Raw genomic sequence first — 18885 nt, 5'->3', positions numbered from 1 at the left:
TAGGCTATATTTTCTCTGAAAATTATATTAATTAATAAAAGGCGATTCTAAGTTTCTTTTTTTGATATAGAAATCCAATGCTTTATAGGCTTCAAATGGTCGGTCAGTCGATAGCACATCCGCACCTCTTACTATAAAATCGGCATATAACTGGTATCCGGCTCTTTCCGCAGAGCGGTCCAAGTTGCCTATGGTTCCCAAGATGGATTTTATCCCATGCTGTCTCAATAAAGTATATAGGGCAGTGTCTGGCTCTCTCGTACCTACAAAAGCAATCAATCGGGTGTCAGGGATGCTCATCTCGCTCAAGCGGTTCAGGTCATCGGTATTCTTGATCGTAGCGGAGATCATAAGGTCTGGAGCCAATCTGTTTACGACCTCGGCTTGATTAGCCGAGTAGGTAATGATGATGCTGTTTGCTTCCGCTTTAGTCTTACGGATCAATTCAATCACTTTTTCATAAGGCACCGATTTCTTGACATCCAAGGTATAGATGACCCTGCCAATACCCCATTGCAGCGCATCTTCAAGGGTCGGGATTCTATAATTGGTTACCACCCCATTGTTATCCTTCAGCTTTAATTCTTTCAGCTCCTCAAAAGTTTTCCTAGAGAGTTTCCCTTTACCGGTTGTGGTACGGTCCAAGGTCTCATCGTGCATCAATACCAAAACAGAATCCTTGGTCATGGCAATATCGCATTCAATGATTGCCGGCATCTTACTCGCCACCTCCGCAAATGTCGGAATGGCATTTTCAGGAAAACCATCACTCGGACCTCCACGATGGGCACTTACCAAAGGGTAGGAGTTCTCATTGTAAGTCAGGAAATGGTACAGGTCATCCACCGTCTTCAGGTTGAATACCTGATCCACCTGTGGCATATTGTTTATGCTGCCAGAGCTGTTGGTCCTAAAACAAGAGGAGGACAGCACTGCGAGCATAAAAGCGATAAAAATAGATGAATAAACTCTATTGCTCATGTAATTCAATGTTTGCTTTTACTAAGGAAACTAACTCTTCCAAAGGGGTATTGATCTGATCGACCAAGATATGGGCACGATCATAGAATGGGTTTCTTTCTTCCAGTTTGCTTTCAATAAAGGCCAAGAGCTCCTCTCCAGTGAATCCTTTCAAGGCTGGTCTCTTGTTTATATCCGATTGGCTTAACCTGTTCCATAATGATTTTGGGCTATGTTTCAGATATAGGACTGTCCCATTTTCCAATAACCAATCCATGTTCTCAAAATAACATGGCGTACCTCCTCCAGTTGATATAATGCCTGATTTATCCTTTTGGGCATGAAGAATCTCTCTTTCAATTTCCCTGAATTTCTCTTCTCCATGCAGTGCAAAATACTCAGAAATACTCATTCCGATATGCTCAACGATTTCATGGTCAAGGTCCACAAAAGGAACCTGTAAGGCATTCGCCAATTTCTTTCCCCAAGTGGTCTTCCCACTTCCCATAAAGCCAATCAAGAAAACTGGTCGCTGAATCATTCTACTTTGTCTAAATATTTAGTTATTAACTCATGTTTGCTAGGAAAATTGTACTGCGACCATTTTTTGACCACGGTACCATTCAGCATCAGCATAACTCCAGGGTTAGCCCTTACCATACTTTTCAAAGGAACGGCATCCACATAGAAAGTTTCTAATACCAGGTCCATTTGATCATTCAGGTAGTTTACCTCATCAGAAGACGAAGCTGTTGCCAAGATTGCCCTGATATTATAATCCTCAGAAAGGTCCCTGATTGTCGAGTTGATACGGTCTAATGCAGCCAGATCAAATGGAGACATTTTCTTCAGGTCAGTGCTGACAATGATAAAGTTATAATAGGGATTTTGAATCACTTCTTCGGTACGGTCAGTTCCATCCATATCCGTGATAATCAAATCCGGAATCTTAACCTCATATCCCTTTTTGATCAATCTCGTCTGTGGATCTCCCACCACTTCCCAATTCTCATCCTCCCAAAGCTTATCGCCCATATACTCCTTGTCCGTCACTTTCTTCGTCTCATTGGTCGTTTTATTCTTCAGTTCATAGATATGTTCGAATACATCCGGTTCAGCACCTTCTGGTGCTTTCATCAATTCTGGAATGTTATTTCCCTCCTTGTATGGAAGAAAATCCTTGAATGGAAGGAAGTAATAGGTGTAGATACCAATTCCAAAAGAGCCCAGGATAATTAAAGCAGCTAGCAGATTCCTGGTAAACAGGCTTCTGATAAATGGCTTGATCTGATCCCTTTTCAAAAAGATGTATACAATTAGCAATAATAAGATCAGGTCCTTAAAGAATGACTGCCAAGGGGTCAATGGGATGGCATCACCAAAACATCCACAAGATTTGACTACTTCAAAAAATGCGGAGTAAAAGGTCAAAAACGTAAAAAATATGATCAGAAGCAATAAGCCCCAAGCCACTTTCTTACCTGCAATCCCCAAAATCAATAGACCACCTAAGATGATCTCAAGCGCACAAAGGAAAATTGCAATCCATGTGGCAAAGTCATTTAGGAACCCTAGATTGAGCACATGGAAATATTCTTGCAGCTTATAGCCAAATCCCATCGGATCATTGGCCTTTATCAGTCCGGAGAAGATAAATAATAATCCAACCAGAATTCTAGCAATCCATAATAAAACATTAGGTTTGGGTTGTTTCGTTTGGGAATAGCTCTGTGTATAAGTCATGTTGTTTGTTATTTTGCCAAGCCTAGTTTGATCAGTGCAAAGACTGCATAGTTCAGCATATCTTGATAGTTCGCTTGTAATCCTTCTGATACCAATGTTTGGCCATTATTGTCCTCAATCTGTTTTACCCGATGCAATTTCATCAAGATCAGATCGGTCATCGATGAAACACGCATATCTCGCCAAGCTTCTCCATAATCATGGTTTTTGGCAAACATCAGGTCCCTAGTTTCATTCACCTTCTCGCTGTATTTTTCTTCCACGATTTTTGGATCTAGGTTTTCGTTCTCCGTATTGCCAAATTCCAATTGAATCAAAGCAATCACACAATAATTGATGATACCAATGAATTCATCGACTACACCTTCGCCAACTTTTGACTCCTTCTTTTCTTCCAATGAACGGATACGGGCAGCCTTGATGTAAATCTGATCAGTCAAAGAACTTAATCGTAAAATTCGCCAAGCTGTACCATAGTCTTTGGTCTTTTTAATAAATAGCTCTTGGCAGATGTTGATAATACGATTGTATTCTGTATTTGTATCCATAAATTGATTTTTCATTATAGTATGAGTCTCACAAATATAGCTAGAATATCCTTAACCTTTAAGTCACTTTGCTGTACAATTTCCTCGAATATCAATATTTATGAGCACTTTCGATTAACTTTGAAGGATGGAATCTGCCAGGTTTAATGATCTTTCTTACCTCGAAAAAGGAACTCCGCTGCAACGGAAATCTTATGCATTGATCCATAATCACCAGATTATGCAAGCTTTGCATGAATTCAATCCCATCCTTATCGGTACCATTCCCATTGATATTGCTGTATGGAATAGCGATTTGGATATTGCCTGTGAGGTGTATGATCTCGATAAATTTGAAAGAAAATGTCATGAAAATTTCGAAAAACACAATGGATACAGCTTTAAAGTAGAAACTGTGCGTGGAATAGAAGTTGGAATTGCTAACTTTAAAATTGATGATATGTTGCTGGAAGTCTATGGAGAGGGGAGACCAGTGCCTGAACAGTATGGATATAGACATCTGCTGATCGAGGCCAGGATTTTAGAAACCTTTGGCAAGGAATTCAAAAAGCAGATCATCAAGTTGAAGGAGCAAGGGATGAAAACAGAACCTGCTTTTGCCAAATTATTGAAGATCAAAGGAGATCCTTATGAGGGTCTCCTAAACTATAACATAGAATAGATGCTGGAAATAAAGAGTCCTGAAATAAGAGAGGTGAATATCATCCGATATATCCAACCTTTTCGCGAAGGTGGGTCACTGCCTGGCTTGGTTGATGCGGATGATGGATTTAGCTATGTGATCAAGTTCCGTGGCGCAGGGCAAGGTAAAAAAGCCTTGGTTGCCGAATTTATCGGTGGCGAACTCGCTAGGTTCTTAGGGCTGCGCGTTCCTGAAATGGTATATGCCAATCTGGATGAAGGATTTGGCAGAACTGAACCGGATGAAGAGATCCAAGACCTGCTCAAGTTTTCTGTAGGAAAGAATCTCGGCGTTAGTTATCTGAATGGGGCGATCACCTTTGATGCCAATGTAGATGAAATTTCTTCTGAAGAAGCCTCCAAGATCGTTTGGTTGGATGCCCTGCTGATGAATGTGGACCGTACAGTGAAAAACACCAATATGCTGATCTGGCATAAAGAATTATGGCTGATTGACCATGGTGCAGCATTGTATTTCCACCATAACTGGGACAATTGGAAAGAAACCGTCGATAAGCCATTTGTACAGATCAAGGACCATGTCCTCTTATCCAAAGCTAAGGATGTAGCCCAGATTGATGCAACCTATAAAGAGCTGTTCAACAAAGAAAATATCAGGAAAATCCTGGATGTAATACCCGATGAATGGTTGATTGATGAGGTTCGCCATCTAAGCGCTGATGAGGTCCGTGAAGTTTATGTGGAGTTTATTTCTAGAAGAGCTAGCCATTCTGAAATTTTTGTAAATCAAATTCAACATGCAGGATAGGACATTATACGAATATGCTGTAGTTAGACTGGTCCCTCGTGTCGAAAGGGAGGAGTTTGTCAATGTTGGAGTGCTCTTGTATTGCAGAAAACAACGCTATGCCAATATCCTATTCCATGTGGATGAAGGCCGCTGCGAATTGTTATGTAAGGATATTGACTTTGATCAGATACGGGCTCATTTGGAATCCATGAAGCAAGTCTGTTTAGGTAGCAAAGCGGGTGGAGCCCTTGCCCAATTGGACCAAACGGAACGTTTTCGTTGGTTAACCGCAAAACGGAGCACCCTGATCCAATGCTCTGCCGTTCATCCAGGCTTATGCTTAGATGCTGAAAAAACACATCAGGAACTATTTGAAAAACTAGTACTTTAAATTTTAAAATAATTCAACCTACCCATGATAATGGAGGATTTTTATCAACATATATACGAGAAACAACAGGCAGTCCAAGATATGCCCAGTAATAAGGCGATTGCCCATTGGGCAATAGAATTGCTGCACCTGTTGTTCCCTGAACGAAATTCAAGAACTTTCAATACGGTTCAGGAAATTGAAGCTGCCTTTAAGCAAGCTGAAGCGGATCTTTATCTTTTGCTCTTCAAAACGAAAGCATGCTCCAGCTGCAATATCAAAAAAGTGTCCGAAAAGTTCTTTGCCAACCTTCCTTCCATCTATCAGCGCATGCTGACCGATGCCGAAGCCATTATGGAAGGCGACCCGGCAGCACAGAGCTTGAATGAGGTAATCCGTACTTATCCCGGCTTTTTGGCGATCAGTATCTACCGATTGGCCAATGAACTATGGATCCAAGGAATCCCATTGATTCCACGGATCTTAACGGAACATGCACATTCCAAAACGGGTATCGATATCCATCCGGGAGCATTTATCGATGAATACCTACATATCGACCATGGTACCGGTATCGTGATTGGTGAAACCTGTAGGATCGGAAAACATGTCAAGTTGTACCAAGGAGTAACTTTAGGTGCCTTGAGTGTGGAAAAGAACATGGCCAATACCCAGCGTCATCCCATTATTGAGGACCATGTCATCATCTACGCCGGAGCGACCATCTTGGGTGGTGAAACCGTTGTAGGCCATCACTCGGTGATAGGGGGGAATGTATGGTTGACTAGTAGCGTTGACCCTTATACCACCGTATATCATCAACCTAATTCTAAATTTATTGATTCTAAACCTTTAGCATAATGGCGAATATTATAGACTTAATTGGAAATACACCGATGGTGGAAATCAAAGGATTTCATGACAACCCAAAGGTGAAAATATATGCAAAATTAGAAGGGAATAATCCCGGCGGCTCGGTAAAAGACCGTGCTGCATTAAATATGATCCGTTCTGCGATGGAACGTGGCGAAATCAATAAAGACAGCAAATTGATTGAAGCGACCAGTGGCAATACAGGTATTGCCTTGGCCATGATCGCCAGTATGTATGGATTAGAGATTGAGCTCGTAATGCCCTCTACTTCGACAAGGGAAAGGACCTTGACCATGGAAGCTTTTGGTGGAAAAGTTACTTTGTTGGACAATATGGAAGTAAGCCGTGATTATGCTGAAGAAAAAGCTGCAACGGGTGAATATTTCATTCTCAATCAATTTTCCAACCCCGACAATTACGAAGCACATGTCAAGACCACCGGGCCTGAGATCTGGCGAGATACCGATGGCAAGATTACACACTTTGTGAGTGCAATGGGAACTACCGGTACCATCATGGGCTGTTCGATCTATTTGAAAGGTCAGAATCCTGAGGTTCAGATCGTCGGCTGTCAACCGACTGAGGAATCATCTATTCCCGGCATCAGAAGATGGCCAGAGGAATATCTTCCCAAGATTTTTGATCCAAGTAGAGTGGATCGTATTATAGACATCGACCAAAAAGATGCAACCCAGAGAGCAAGGGAATTGGCTAGAAAAGAAGGGGTATTTGCAGGTATGAGCTCAGGAGGAGCTTTCCAAGCAGCCTTGACCGTAGCCAATGAAATCGATGAAGGCATTATCGTATTTATCGTGTGTGATAGAGGCGATCGATACCTCAGTTCAGACCTCTTTGGTTAAGAGATATTGATAAAAAAGAATCGGGGCTTTCATTTGAAAGCCCCGATTCTTTTTATGTTAAAGTCTCTATTTATTGTCCCTAGACCAGATCTCAAAGATCGGGTCACCTTTTGAGCTCAAGCCACTGTGGTTCCAAGCGCCATCTTTGATTTCGCCATCAAAGGACAAGGAAGCGCCGACCCGGCTATTGTCTCGGGAGAAGAATAAGATGTTCTCGGTATATTTCTTATCCTTAAAACTATATTTTCCTCCACCGGTACCATAAAATCCCTTTTCCGCAGGATTGATGGCAATCCATTGGAAATAGCCATCTACCAATATTTTGATGGTTTTTCTATCGCCGCGAGGTATGGTTGACATTTTATCTTTTTCTTTCCTGCCGGTTATTCGCCACAAACCATCCAAATCCTGTTTATTGGCGGTTTGTTTTGTGAAGTTCAGGTTCCCCATTTTGATGCCTTTGCCATCCAATTGGGCATTCGTGGCCTTTTCGGTACCGATCTCAGCGGGATTGGCATCATTATATTCCACTTTTACCTGGATTCCATTGTTTGCTGTGCTAAATGGACCTCCCCAGGTGGAAATATACTTATTGTCCTCATATTGGATATAGGAACTATAGCCATCGACAAATAGCCATAGGTGATTGACATTTCCATCTTTTGCGAGGTAAGCTCCATGTAGGGGCTGCTTGGATTGAGCTATGACTGCAAAGCCCATCAGCAGAATGGCCAAACTTAAAAATAATCTTTTCATGTTGTGATTCTGTTGGTTAACCTTTAAATATAATTAAAACCATTTAAAGGGCAAACTGTTTTGAGCTTGACAAAAAGCTTTGTCACGAATGGGTAGGAATCGAAATTTGAGTTTATGGTTTCAGGCTAATACATTAATTTTACGCCAAATTTAACTTCTATTACATTGCAACTAAATCACAGGACACTATTTCTTCTCACGTGGGTCTTAATTTTATCCACTTTAAAATCTTTAGCTCAGGTAGAGACCAAGTCAGTTACTGATACGATCCAATTTAGAAAAGACAGCCTAACTGTCCTTCCCGATGAACCTGCGTTTATCAAGGATACCTTAGAATGGGACCTGAATCCCAAGAGGGAAAAGAAATTCTGGCGAGCAGGAACCCAATGGTTTTTGGCCCAAGCTTTACCGGCTTCCTTCAATCGCTTTATTACGAAAGATCCTTATTCATATATCAGTTTCCAGAACTTTTTGGACCATCAGCGATTCAGTGCCTGGGACTGGGATGATAATCAATTTACCACTAATCAGATTGACCACCCTTTCCATGGACAGATTTATTTCAATGCGTTCCGAAGTAATGGTTACAACTTTTACCAATCCTCACTAGCCACTGTAGCTGGTAGTTATATCTGGGAGACCGCAGGGGAAACCCAGCACCCTTCCATCAATGATTTAGTCAATACGACTTTTGGAGGGATTTTGATGGGCGAAATGATGCATCGGGTATCCCGAAATATCCTAGCAAGAAATCGTACCGACCATAATAGGATCGGAAACGAGATCGTAGCGACATTGGTGAATCCTATCAACGGTTTGAATCGCTTATTGGATGGCAAGTGGGGTAAACCGATCGATGATTATTATGGAGCGGATTCTTCGGTCATCAAAGCGGAACTGGATTTAGGCGTGCGACGTTTCGATGCCAAGGAAGGTGATTTCCTGAATGAAGGAAAGAATGCTTTTTACGGTCGTTTGCGATTTATTTATAGTAATGGTGACCATAACTATAAAAGACCTTTCGATCAGTTCTCTGTAAACCTAGAATTGGGGAATGGAGATAGTTCATTTATCAATGGAGTCCATGTACATGCCTTGCTTTATGGTGCAAAATTCTTCAAGTCTAAAAAAGGGGATCATTATGGTACCTTGAATGCCCATTACGATTTCTATAACAACGATGCCTTCTTTTACGGCGGACAAAGTTTGAACTATAATTGGCTGTCTGAATTCAGATATAAAAAAGGCAATCGCTTGAACCTGTCTGTTGGAGCTGGTGCGGTGATATTGGCGGCAGTTCCTGATCCATATTTGCTGTATGGAGCCAGTAGGAACTACAATTATGGCCCCGGAGCATCATATAGGTTCCGTGGAGATTTGATGCTCTTAGATCGCTTTATTCTAAGTGCCGACTATAACGGTGGGGTGTTTTTCACTATATCGGGTACGGACTCATACTACGTCCTCCATGGACTGAATGTAGAAGCCAGCTTGAGATTATATAAACGTTGGTCCATCAACCTGAGCTCTGGTTATTTCAACCTCCAGGGGCATTTCTATGAACAGCAATATCCAGACTTTAATCGTGAGTATCCTTATGGTAGGTTGTCGGTTGGGTATAATATATTTTTCTAGAAATTAAGTAAGATGAGGTAACCATTTTTTTGTTGTTGAATGATGGAATAGAAGTGACTTAGAAGAGTCTTAATGATCTCCAACATATGTGCCTGCATGTGGCGGGCGTATGCGATAAACCTCAAAATCATTGATTTCCGTGCATTCTGAGGTACGAAGAATCTCGGAATTATCCCAACAATGATGGTATTGGTGTACAGTTCCTTAACCTTCGGTTAAGGATGACAGGATCTAAGGGAGGAGAAACGTACAGATTCTTCACTGATCGTTCAGAATTGGATATTCCAGAGAGGGATTCAGAGTAAAACGAAGAATCTATTTTTTGTTTTTTTTGAAAGATTGGGTCATCCGAAATCGAAAGATGAGGAAACCATTTTTTTGTAGGTTATTGATATATTAGAAACGATTTATTGGAGTCTTATAACCTCCAACATATGTGCCTGCATGTGGCGGGCGAATTCAATTCGCCCCTACCGTATTGGGGATTTTCCAGCGAAATGTTGATCCAAATCATGGTCTATCCTCGAATCTGTTAAATCCTTGTTCTTTCCCTAATCTTGGCCCATCCTCCCATCCCGTATCCTGAGCGGCGTCGAAGGGCATCCTGGTTCAAAATAGTTTACAGTTATTTAACCGAAGGTGCGGGCGTATTGGGGATTTTCCAGCGAAATGTTGATCCAAATCATGGTCTATCCTCGAATCTGTTAAATCCTGGTTCTTTCCCTAATCTTGGCCCATCCTCCCATCCCGTACCCTGAGCGGCGTCGAAGGGCATCCTGGTTCAAAATAGTTTACAGTTATTTAACCGAAGGTGCGGGCGTATTGGGGATTTTCCAGCGAAATGTTGATCCAAATCATGGTCTATCCTCGAATCTGTTAAATCCTGGTTCTTTCCCTAAATCTTGGCCCATCCTCTCATCCCATTAATCCTGGTTCAAATAGCCTACCTTCCCATTCCCTTCGTTTAAAGCCCCCCGAGTCTAAATACTAAATACTTACTACTAAATACTACAAAAAAAGGTTAACGAAATTGCTCCGTTAACCTTTTTTTATTTTATAACTAATTCTTGTAATGCTTATTTGTCAAGCTTTTCGAATTTGTCGAAATCGATCTTTTTAGATTTGATTTTCACTGTATCTTTCAATTGATCGAACACTTTTAAAGCTTTTACTTCTTCGAACAAACGGTTAGCTTGCTCTCTGTCGCCTAATAATTGCATTGCGAATTGTTGCAATTGCTCATCAGTTGGCTCTTCGTTGATGTTGTACATTTTGATTTGCGCGTAGATGCGTTCTTTCGCCAAATCAACAACCTCATCATATTTTACTTCTAAGTTGTTTGCTGTAACGATGCGGTTTTCGATGATCGTCCATTTCAAGTTGTTCAAGAAATCTTCGAAACCTTCTTCGATTTCAGTAGCATCCAAGTTAGGGTTAGTTGCTTTTAACCATTTTTTCAAGAAGTCCTCAGGGAATTTAGCGTCAACTTTATCCATACCGAAAGTATACATATCGTTGCGTAATTTTTGAGCTGAGTTTTGTTTGAATAGGTTTTCAACTTCTTCTTTTACTTTTTCGTTGAATTGCTCTTCTGTGGTTACTTCACCAGCAGGGAACAATTTGTCGAAGAACTCTTGGTTCAAGTCAGACTCTTCTAATCTATTGATGTTTTTAACCGTCAATTCGAATTTAGTAACGTCTAAGTTTTCAGCCTCATCTTCAGTGATACCTAAGATACGAGCAAGATCAGCAACTTTGAATGCTTTCTTCACGTCAACTTTTGCAGTATCATCTTTTTTCAAGCCAACCAATGATTTTTTGATTTTGGCATCTTCAATGATATCCGTACGGATTGAAGTTGTTTTTTCGATACCGTCTTCTTTATCTTGTTTCAAAGTAGCGTAAAGAACGTCACCTTCTTCAGAAACTTCAGGGTTGGTCATTTTACCATAGCTACGACGTAAGTTTTTGATACGCTCAGTAAGCGTCGCTTCATCAGCTTTGATGTCGTATTCAGTGAATTCCGTCTCTGCTGAGAAAGGAATGTCAAACTGAGGAGCTAAACCGATCTCGTAATCGAATTTAAAAGTATCTTTGAAATCCCAGTTGTATTGACCGTCTTTGTCTTCTTCTTTAGGAAGAGGTTGGCCTAATACTTCCAGTTTTTGCTCACCGATGTATTCAGCAATTTTATCATTGATAATTTTATTGATCTCATCAAATAAGATCGCTTTACCGTACATACGTTTGATATGTCCAGTAGGAACCATTCCTGGGCGGAATCCTGGTAATTTAGCTTGTTTTGCTTGGTCTTTAATTGCTTTATCAACCTGTGGATTATAGTCCTCAGGCGCTATTTCCACTTGGATACTAGCGTTGATGTCATCAATGTTCTGGTGTGAAATATTCATACTCTTGTTTTAGCTTTTCGCAATTAATAAAAAAAAGTCCTCCTGATATTTTGTTTTCAGGAGGACATCAAGTGCGGAAGAAGGGACTCGAACCCCCACGCCTCGCGGCGCCAGATCCTAAGTCTGGTGCGGCTACCAATTACGCCACTTCCGCAGTTAGGATTTTATTGAGCCACAAAGATAGAAACCAAACCTATATATGTCAAGCTTTTTCTTCTCTTTTTTCTGTGTTTTTTTGTAACTCTTTGTCTCTTAAAGCCTAATTTTTTAAAAAACATTGAAAATGGACCAGACTAAGCTCAAAATACGGGAAGATCATCCTGCTTTTGCAGTGATCCCGACCGGTAAACCTCCGCTTTTGCTCTTCCTAAATATGGAAAATTAAAAGAATAGCCTCCCAGAAATATGGATAGGGGGAAGGGTATTGCTCCCTTTATATAATAAATCAATAAACCATATTCTATAGTAATAAGGATTCCTTCTAAAATTCTGACTAGGATATTGGAGCTTATTTTGACCTTATTCGAGGCATATTCCGAATTTTCCGAATATGCCTCGAACAAGGGTAAAGCGAGGTCCGAAGGCTTAAGACCAAAAATTGGATAAAAAACAGGCTTTTAAGATCTTGGATTTATTGATGGAATAGGGGAGGCTTTTAAAAAATTTTGAAAAAATATTTGCGCAAGTACTTTTTTCTCCTTTACTTTGAAACACAAAGTACTTTTATGGACCAGAAAGATATCTTAAAAGAAATAGGCCAGATCCGCTCCATGATGGAGAAATCATCGAAATTTATGTCCATCAGTGGACTTTCTGGCGTATTGATCGGTTGTTTAGCTTTATTGGGATCAGCAGCTGCATATTTTGTGGTATATGGAACCAAGAGTTTGTTTGGATACCGTGACTATTATGTGCTCGATGAGCAGGTACTCTGGAAATTGATCATCATCGCCATTTTGGTCTTGTTAATTTCCGTGACGGTAGGGGTGAGCATGGCTAGGGCAAAAGCAAAGAAAGCTGGGCAGAGCATTTGGAACCCGACCAGTAAGACCCTCTTGAAAGCGATGGCGATTCCATTGGTGACAGGTGGTTTGTTTTCCATTATCCTGATCAGTAAAGATGTTTTTGGTTTAGTAGCCTCCACTTTGTTGATTTTTTATGGACTGTCGCTAGCGGCGGCCAGTGTGTTCACTTTTCGAGAAGTTAGGGTACTTGGGATTTTGGAAATTGTATTAGGCTTGTTAGCTTTGGCCTTCCCTGGATATGGCGTCGTATTTTGGGCCTTAGGTTTTGGCGTTCTACATATCGTTTACGGGTTAATTGTCCATAAAAAGTACGAAAGAAAGTGAGCTTGGATTTAACATTATATGACAAGGTTTTTGAAAATAGGGTTAGGCTACAAATCATGAGTATCCTGATGGCCAATGACTCCTATGATTTCAATTCGCTCAAGGAACTGTTGGAGGTGACCGATGGTAACCTCGCTTCAAACCTTAAGAATCTGGAAAAGGAGGGCTATATTTTAGTGACCAAAACCTTCATAGATCGTAAGCCAAATACAAGTTACAGTAAGACGGATAAGGGTGCTAAAGCATTTGAAAATCATATCATTGCTTTAGAGAGTTTAATCAAACAACAATATAAATAGATTTTTTTTTGTTTATCTACTTTGAAACACAAAGTACTTTATAAATGTTAAATATGAGAGGACTAAGATTGAAATTTATGCTATTCCTGTACAATTGGTCATCCAGATTGTATGCAGAGCTGTTTAAAGGATATAAGGCAGCTTGGGGGATCAAGAAAGAAGAGTTTTTGGAATATCAAGAGGGAAGTTTAGGCTATGCCTTAGGAATGTTCTACAAGGAAAAGGGTTTTGATGTCATGCCTAAACTGGAAAACCATGATGTCTTTCACTTGATCACGGAGACTGGTACGGAAATTTCGGATGAAATTGCCATGCAATACCTTTTGTTCGGAAATGGAAAGCTGAGCTTGTACCTGCTGGCGATGATCTTTATCGGAACCTTTGTGTTTCCGGAACATAGCGCACATTATTGGTCATCGTATAGAAAGGGCAAGGCCATGCATAAATTCCATCATATTGAGTTTAAGACATTCCTTAATGAATCACTGAGCACATTACAACTATCACTAGATAAAAAACAACTAAAACTACAAGTAAATCCTATTCAACATGGAAAATAATTCAACTAACGAGGGATTGGAGAACAGTTCTCAAAAATCCCTGATCGAAAAAATCACGTCTTCATTGGTCGTTAAGATCTTCATCATTTTCTTTCTTATGTTAATCCTGCTCATTCCATTGGGCTTGATCGGAGATTTGATTTCAGAACGCAACAATAGAGAAACGAATGTATCTACAGAGATAGCAAGGAAATGGGGGATGGACCAAGTGATCACAAGTCCAATCATAGCTGTTCCTTATGAGGTGGTTAGAGAAAGGATGAAAAGTGATGGAGAAGGTACTGGAACCAGTACGTTGGTCACTACGGTAGTGACCGAATATGCCTTTATGATGGCAGACCAGACACAGATTACAGCTACTGTAGAACCAGAACCCTTAAAACGTGGCATCTATCAAGCCATCGTCTATACCTCGAAGATCAATGTCAAGGGGAATTTCGAATCCTTTGATTTCAGTAAGCTAAAGGTACTGCCAACGGATCTAAAGTGGCAAGATGCAAAATTGGTATTTGGGATCCAGGATGTAAAAGGGCTGTCTGAAAATCCAGCATTTAAATGGGATGGCAAATCTATGGAGATGGGTAAATATGACCTGGACATTGATCTGTTCAAACAGAACTTGACCGTTGACCTTCCGTTAGAAAACAATGAAGCCTTGAACAAGTCTTTCGAGATCACTTTTGACCTGAAAGGTTCCATATCATTGAACTTCCTGCCTTTGGCAAAAAACACGAAGATCAATGTGAATGGTAATTGGGCAAACCCGAGCTTCAATGGTAACTTTTTACCAGATGAGCGTGAAGTTGCGGAAAGCTTTAAAGCCAACTGGACCATTCCAGATTTCAGCAGGAAACAAGCTCAACAATGGACAGGAGAACCTTATAAGATCTATAACTTCCAGAATATCGATCTTTCTGACGAAGATGCACACCCTAATGAATACGCTGCACGTACGTTTCCAGAACCACAGAGCGCTAGCACGGACAATCAGTTGACCGCTAATGATTATGACATGGTTCAAGTTAACTTCTTGCCTCAAGTAGACAATTATCAGAAAGCCACCCGAGTGACCAAATATGGTGCTTTGGTGATCGCCTTGACTTTTGTTTCCTTAGTCTTTATGGAAATCATCAAAAAACAGCGTGTGCATATCATACAGTATGTATTGATCGGTTTTGCCATGGTGCTGTTTTACGCCCTATTACTGGCAATTTCAGAACATATTGGATTTAATTTTGCATATTTAATTGCAGCAATTGCAACAATTATCCTGATTTCTTCGTTTATCAAAGCAATAACCAAGGATATGAAATCGGCCTTGAACTTTGCCGCCATATTAGCGCTATTCTATAGTTTTATCTTTGTACTGCTTCAATTACGCGACTACTCTTTAATCGTTGGAACCATTGGTCTATTCATCATCTTGGCGGTATTAATGCGCATTTCAACAAAAATTAACTGGTATCAATTTGAAAAGCAATGATAAGGTTAAGTAAAACATCCATAAGAATGTACCTCACCAGTATCTGGCTGTTATTTTGGAAAGCCAGCCGTGTAAATTAGGTAAGGATTTCGGTTTGCCTGTCAACTTTAGTAAATTGGCAGGCAAATCGTTTTTTATATGCATAAGATATCATGGATTGGAGCACTCTTATTGATCAATAATATGGTTATTGCACAAGAAGGAAAAGAAGTTCCCCAAAAGGTGGAGCGACCAAAAGTAGAAGATCGTGTCAGACATTCAGGCAAGGTGGAACCCCTGAGTCCCCAAAAACTATGGGAACTGGGTCGGGTATCCGGAGAAGGACTGTCAGCTGATGGTACACAGTTAATTTACGGCGTTTCGAATTATCAATTTGATGAGAATAAATCGGAGAAGAATTTATTCATTATTCCGGTTAAAGGCGGGGTTGCTAAGCAATTTACTTCAGAGGCCGGCGGAGAGTCTGTACTAAAGGTAGAGGGCGAGGATGTCCTTTATATGTTCAAAGGACAGATCTGGAAAAAAAGCCTGAAAGATGGAAATGCTGTTCAAGTGACCAATCATGAAGGAGGCTTGGAAAATGTGAAGATTTCTCCTGATGGGAAGCATATATTGTTCAGTAAACAAGTTCTGTTGAAAGATTACCATAGCACCGATAAATATAAGGACTTGCCAAAATCCAATGTTTATATCTATGATAATCTGGATTACAGACATTGGGATACTTGGAATGATGGTAAATTCAACCATCCATTTATCGCCAGCTATGATAACGGAAAAATTGGGGAGCCTAAGGATATCTTAGGCGATGAGCCTTTCTATTCACCAACCATGCCATTTGGAGGCGCAGAGGATTTTGCATGGACTCCAGATAGTAAATCCGTTCTCTATGTATGTAAGAAGAAATTTGGAACGGAATACGCCCAGAGTACCAATACAGATATCTACAAATATGACCTGGCTTCAGGACAGACCAGTAATCTGACCGAGGGAATGAATGGGTATGACAATACGCCAAACTTCAGCCCTGATGGAAAATTGATGAGCTGGATGAGCATGAAAACCGATGGTTATGAATCGGATAAAAATGATATCTACATTTGCGATGCAGCGACTGGAATCAAATTAAATATGACTGCTCATTGGGATGGGACCATCAATTCCTATACCTGGAGCAAGGACAATAAAAAAATCTATTTCTTGGCACCAACCGAAGGGACTGTTCAGATCTTTGAACTATTGATTCCGGGCAACCTGAAGAATAGGGCATTGCCTATCATCAATAAGATTTCGGATGGAGAATTTGACATCAATGCTATTGTAGGCGAAACCAAGGATGGTCTGGTGGTTACCCTGTCAAAAATGACCCGTGCGAACGAGGTGTTTCATTATTCATTCAAATCCAAAAAATTAAATCCAATAACGACTGTCAATGATCAATTGTACAGTAAGGTGGCGGATACCAAGGTGGAAGCAAGGGTGACTAAGGCATCGGATGGTTTAGACCTATTTTCATGGGTGATCTATCCACCGAACTTTGATCCTAGCAAAAAATACCCAACCCTATTATTCTGTCAAGGAGGTCCACAAGGAGCGGTTACCCAATCGTATTCCTTCCGTTGGAACTTCCAGTTATTGGCCAGTCAGGGATATATTGTCATCGCGCCTAACCGTCGTGGAATGCCAGGATGGGGGGTGAAATGGAATGAGCAGATTTCGAAAGATTGGGGTGGTCAAGCGATAGCAGATTACCTATCTGCAATCGATGACCTGTCCAAGGAATCATACGTAGACAAAGATAGGATTGGAGCAGTAGGTGCTAGTTATGGTGGTTATTCCGTATTTCAATTGGCAGGTGTGCATGAAGGTCGATTCAAATCCTTTATTTCACATTGTGGATTGTTTGATATGAAGTCATGGTATGGTACAACAGAGGAATTGTTTTTTGCAAACTATGAATTAGGTGGACCTTATTGGGAACAAGGGAATGAGAAAACCTATACCGAATTCAACCCAAGCACACTGGTATCGAAATGGAATACGCCGATCTTGATTTTCCAAGGCGGTAAAGATTACAGGGTTCCAATCGGACAAGGTTTGGAAGCTTTCCAAGCAGCTCAACTTAGAGGAGTGAAAAGTAGATTAGTCTATTTGCCAGATGAAAACCACTGGGTGCTTTCAGGTCATAATGCACAAGTATGGCAAAGGGAGTTTTTCGGATGGTTGGATGAAACCTTGAAAAAATAATAAATAAATAAAGAAGCCGATTCAATTTGAATCGGCTTTTTGAATGCACAGAAACAAGAGACAGTATAGGATCTATAACTTGCTTTTTCATTCATTACTTAATAAACAACATTTAAAGAATATTTTCACCTTTCTTCATTAGGTCTAAATTTTCATTCAAATCATAGAGCTGGTTTTCTTCCGCCTTTGTGATTGCCTTTTCCATCAAAGAGATTCCTTTTTCTTTTTCTCCCACTTTATAGCTTAACAAAGCGTAGTTGGAAAGATTTTCGACATCTTCAGACTTTTCAAAGGCATCTCTCGACCAGGTCAACAGTTCTTTGATGAGTTCAGTCTCCTTGGATTTTTTCGCAAAAACACCCACATATTCCATTTTCATTCTATCACTGATGGTCTGGTCATATTTTTGGATATAGGCTTTCAGGGCTGGGACATAATCATGCATCAGAAGGCCATTTTTATAGAAGTTTAATTTTATAAAATCCAGCAGTTCCGTGCTATGATTTGGGTATTTTGCAACTAATGTATCTTGGAAAACAGACCAATCCGGATTGCTGGTCAAGATATAATAGCCCATAGGAGATTTACGGCCGAGCTTGTTGGCGGCATCTTCAAAATTTATTATTCCTCGGTATAGATCCTCGGCCGCTGTTTCTCCTAACAAAGAGTCAATTTTTTTAGCTTGATTCAAAAGTATTGGGAAGCCAATGTCTTGGGAAGAACGGGTTAAATCCATGATGACCTGTGCTTCAGCTTTCGTTTCAATAGCTGGTTTCTGGGAAAGATAAGCCTTGATCAGATCTTGTTTATCCTCAGGCTCAGCTTCCATGGAAGCATTTAAAAGTTTTTTTAATATGGTTTTGTCCTGCTTATTTTCCTCATACTTCTTTCTTAAGGTGTAATATTGGAAATCTGGATTCGGGACCTTTTGCAATAGGTTTAGGAAATTGCTGATCTCTCTCTTGCCATAGGCTTTATGTACTATTTCGCCATTGGGATTAAAGAAGAGATAGCAAGGGTAGCCATCCACCTGATAATTCTTGTCAAATTCCTTGCTTAATTTCATCCATTCTTTTTTGACTTCATTCGCCTCAGGGTCATCATCAAATTGCACTTGGACAGACACATAGTTTTGGTTGCTGAACTCGCCAATTTTACTGTCTGTGAAAACCTGTTGTTCCATGATTTTACATGGTACACACCAGGAGGTGTAGCAATCCATCATGATGTATTTGTTCTCCGCTTTGGCTTTTTCTTTGACCTCTGCCCAATTCAGGTTATTGCTGAATTTTATTCCTTTTTCCTGAGCAAAGAGAACGGTTGGTAGCAAGAATAGTATAAGGATGAATCTTTTCATGA

General features: G+C 40.4%; 18 protein-coding genes and 1 tRNA gene. 11 read left to right on the top strand and 8 right to left on the bottom strand.

Annotated features, from left to right (window positions below; translation table 11 throughout):
- Positions 1 to 27: 27 nt before the first annotated feature.
- The 4 genes from CKW03_RS15455 to CKW03_RS15440 are packed head-to-tail and all read right to left on the bottom strand — an operon-like array spanning position 28 to position 3251.
- Positions 28 to 981, bottom strand: a complete 954-nt coding sequence (locus tag CKW03_RS15455) for a glycerophosphodiester phosphodiesterase family protein (protein WP_236736503.1) — start codon at positions 979 to 981, stop codon at positions 28 to 30.
- Complete coding sequence (locus CKW03_RS15450; protein WP_236736502.1) at positions 971 to 1501, bottom strand: shikimate kinase; 531 nt, start codon at positions 1499 to 1501, stop codon at positions 971 to 973. The genes CKW03_RS15455 and CKW03_RS15450 overlap by 11 nt, the downstream gene beginning before the upstream one ends.
- Positions 1498 to 2703, bottom strand: coding sequence for a BT_3928 family protein (locus tag CKW03_RS15445; RefSeq protein ID WP_093098457.1), 1206 nt, complete (start codon positions 2701 to 2703; stop codon positions 1498 to 1500). The genes CKW03_RS15450 and CKW03_RS15445 overlap by 4 nt, the downstream gene beginning before the upstream one ends.
- Before the next feature lie 8 nt (positions 2704 to 2711).
- A complete protein-coding gene (locus CKW03_RS15440; protein WP_093098517.1) occupies positions 2712 to 3251 on the bottom strand; it encodes a DUF1599 domain-containing protein in 540 nt (179 codons plus the stop codon).
- Between the two features lie 127 nt (positions 3252 to 3378).
- Between CKW03_RS15440 and CKW03_RS15435 the strand changes: the two genes are divergently transcribed.
- The 5 genes from CKW03_RS15435 to cysM are packed head-to-tail and all read left to right on the top strand — an operon-like array spanning position 3379 to position 6786.
- Complete coding sequence (locus CKW03_RS15435; protein ID WP_093098456.1) at positions 3379 to 3912, top strand: DUF4269 domain-containing protein; 534 nt, start codon at positions 3379 to 3381, stop codon at positions 3910 to 3912.
- Positions 3913 to 4701, top strand: a complete 789-nt coding sequence (locus tag CKW03_RS15430; protein WP_373865689.1) for a HipA family kinase — start codon at positions 3913 to 3915, stop codon at positions 4699 to 4701.
- Positions 4691 to 5074: a DUF3037 domain-containing protein gene (locus CKW03_RS15425; protein WP_093098454.1), complete on the top strand. Its 384-nt coding sequence runs from the start codon at positions 4691 to 4693 to the stop codon at positions 5072 to 5074. The genes CKW03_RS15430 and CKW03_RS15425 overlap by 11 nt, the downstream gene beginning before the upstream one ends.
- 30 nt (positions 5075 to 5104) lie before the next feature.
- A complete protein-coding gene (locus tag CKW03_RS15420; protein WP_373865688.1) occupies positions 5105 to 5914 on the top strand; it encodes a serine O-acetyltransferase in 810 nt (269 codons plus the stop codon).
- Positions 5914 to 6786: a cysteine synthase CysM gene (gene cysM, locus CKW03_RS15415; RefSeq protein WP_093098451.1), complete on the top strand. Its 873-nt coding sequence runs from the start codon at positions 5914 to 5916 to the stop codon at positions 6784 to 6786. Before CKW03_RS15420 ends, cysM begins: the two co-directional genes overlap by 1 nt.
- A 66-nt stretch (positions 6787 to 6852) precedes the next feature.
- On the opposite strand, the gene CKW03_RS15410 is transcribed toward cysM, so the two are convergent.
- Positions 6853 to 7542, bottom strand: a complete 690-nt coding sequence (locus CKW03_RS15410; protein ID WP_093098450.1) for a hypothetical protein — start codon at positions 7540 to 7542, stop codon at positions 6853 to 6855.
- Between the two features lie 165 nt (positions 7543 to 7707).
- On the opposite strand from CKW03_RS15410, the gene CKW03_RS15405 reads away from it, so the two are divergent.
- A complete protein-coding gene (locus CKW03_RS15405) occupies positions 7708 to 9177 on the top strand; it encodes a DUF3943 domain-containing protein (RefSeq protein WP_157739546.1) in 1470 nt (489 codons plus the stop codon).
- 1076 nt (positions 9178 to 10253) lie between these two features.
- Here CKW03_RS15405 and CKW03_RS15400 read toward each other — a convergent pair.
- A complete protein-coding gene (locus tag CKW03_RS15400; RefSeq protein ID WP_093098447.1) occupies positions 10254 to 11588 on the bottom strand; it encodes a trigger factor in 1335 nt (444 codons plus the stop codon).
- Between the two features lie 72 nt (positions 11589 to 11660).
- Positions 11661 to 11742, bottom strand: a tRNA-Leu gene (locus tag CKW03_RS15395).
- Between the two features lie 571 nt (positions 11743 to 12313).
- Between CKW03_RS15395 and CKW03_RS15385 the strand changes: the two genes are divergently transcribed.
- The 5 genes from CKW03_RS15385 to CKW03_RS15365 all read left to right on the top strand — a co-directional run bounded on the left by CKW03_RS15385 (position 12314) and on the right by CKW03_RS15365 (position 17526).
- Positions 12314 to 12937 carry a hypothetical protein gene (locus CKW03_RS15385; RefSeq protein ID WP_093098444.1) on the top strand — a complete coding sequence of 208 codons (624 nt, stop codon included), beginning with the start codon at positions 12314 to 12316 and terminating at the stop codon, positions 12935 to 12937.
- A 2-nt stretch (positions 12938 to 12939) separates the two neighbouring features.
- Complete coding sequence (locus CKW03_RS15380; RefSeq protein WP_373865687.1) at positions 12940 to 13236, top strand: winged helix-turn-helix domain-containing protein; 297 nt, start codon at positions 12940 to 12942, stop codon at positions 13234 to 13236.
- 53 nt (positions 13237 to 13289) lie between these two features.
- A complete protein-coding gene (locus tag CKW03_RS15375; protein ID WP_157739544.1) occupies positions 13290 to 13796 on the top strand; it encodes a Coq4 family protein in 507 nt (168 codons plus the stop codon).
- Positions 13786 to 15279, top strand: a complete 1494-nt coding sequence (creD, locus tag CKW03_RS15370; RefSeq protein WP_093098440.1) for a cell envelope integrity protein CreD — start codon at positions 13786 to 13788, stop codon at positions 15277 to 15279. The genes CKW03_RS15375 and creD overlap by 11 nt, the downstream gene beginning before the upstream one ends.
- A 138-nt stretch (positions 15280 to 15417) precedes the next feature.
- A complete protein-coding gene (locus tag CKW03_RS15365) occupies positions 15418 to 17526 on the top strand; it encodes a S9 family peptidase (RefSeq protein WP_093098438.1) in 2109 nt (702 codons plus the stop codon).
- A 112-nt stretch (positions 17527 to 17638) separates the two neighbouring features.
- Here the strand turns inward: CKW03_RS15365 and CKW03_RS15360 are convergent, their stop codons facing one another.
- Positions 17639 to 18883 carry a thioredoxin family protein gene (locus CKW03_RS15360; protein ID WP_093098437.1) on the bottom strand — a complete coding sequence of 415 codons (1245 nt, stop codon included), beginning with the start codon at positions 18881 to 18883 and terminating at the stop codon, positions 17639 to 17641.
- Positions 18884 to 18885: the final 2 nt, after the last annotated feature.

It is taken from the genome of Sphingobacterium mizutaii, assembly GCF_900187125.1.
In the GTDB taxonomy this organism is placed as follows: Bacteria; Bacteroidota; Bacteroidia; order Sphingobacteriales; family Sphingobacteriaceae; genus Sphingobacterium; species Sphingobacterium mizutaii.
The sequence above is the reverse complement of the archived record's forward strand: the minus strand, read 5'-3'. Positions and strand labels throughout refer to the sequence as shown.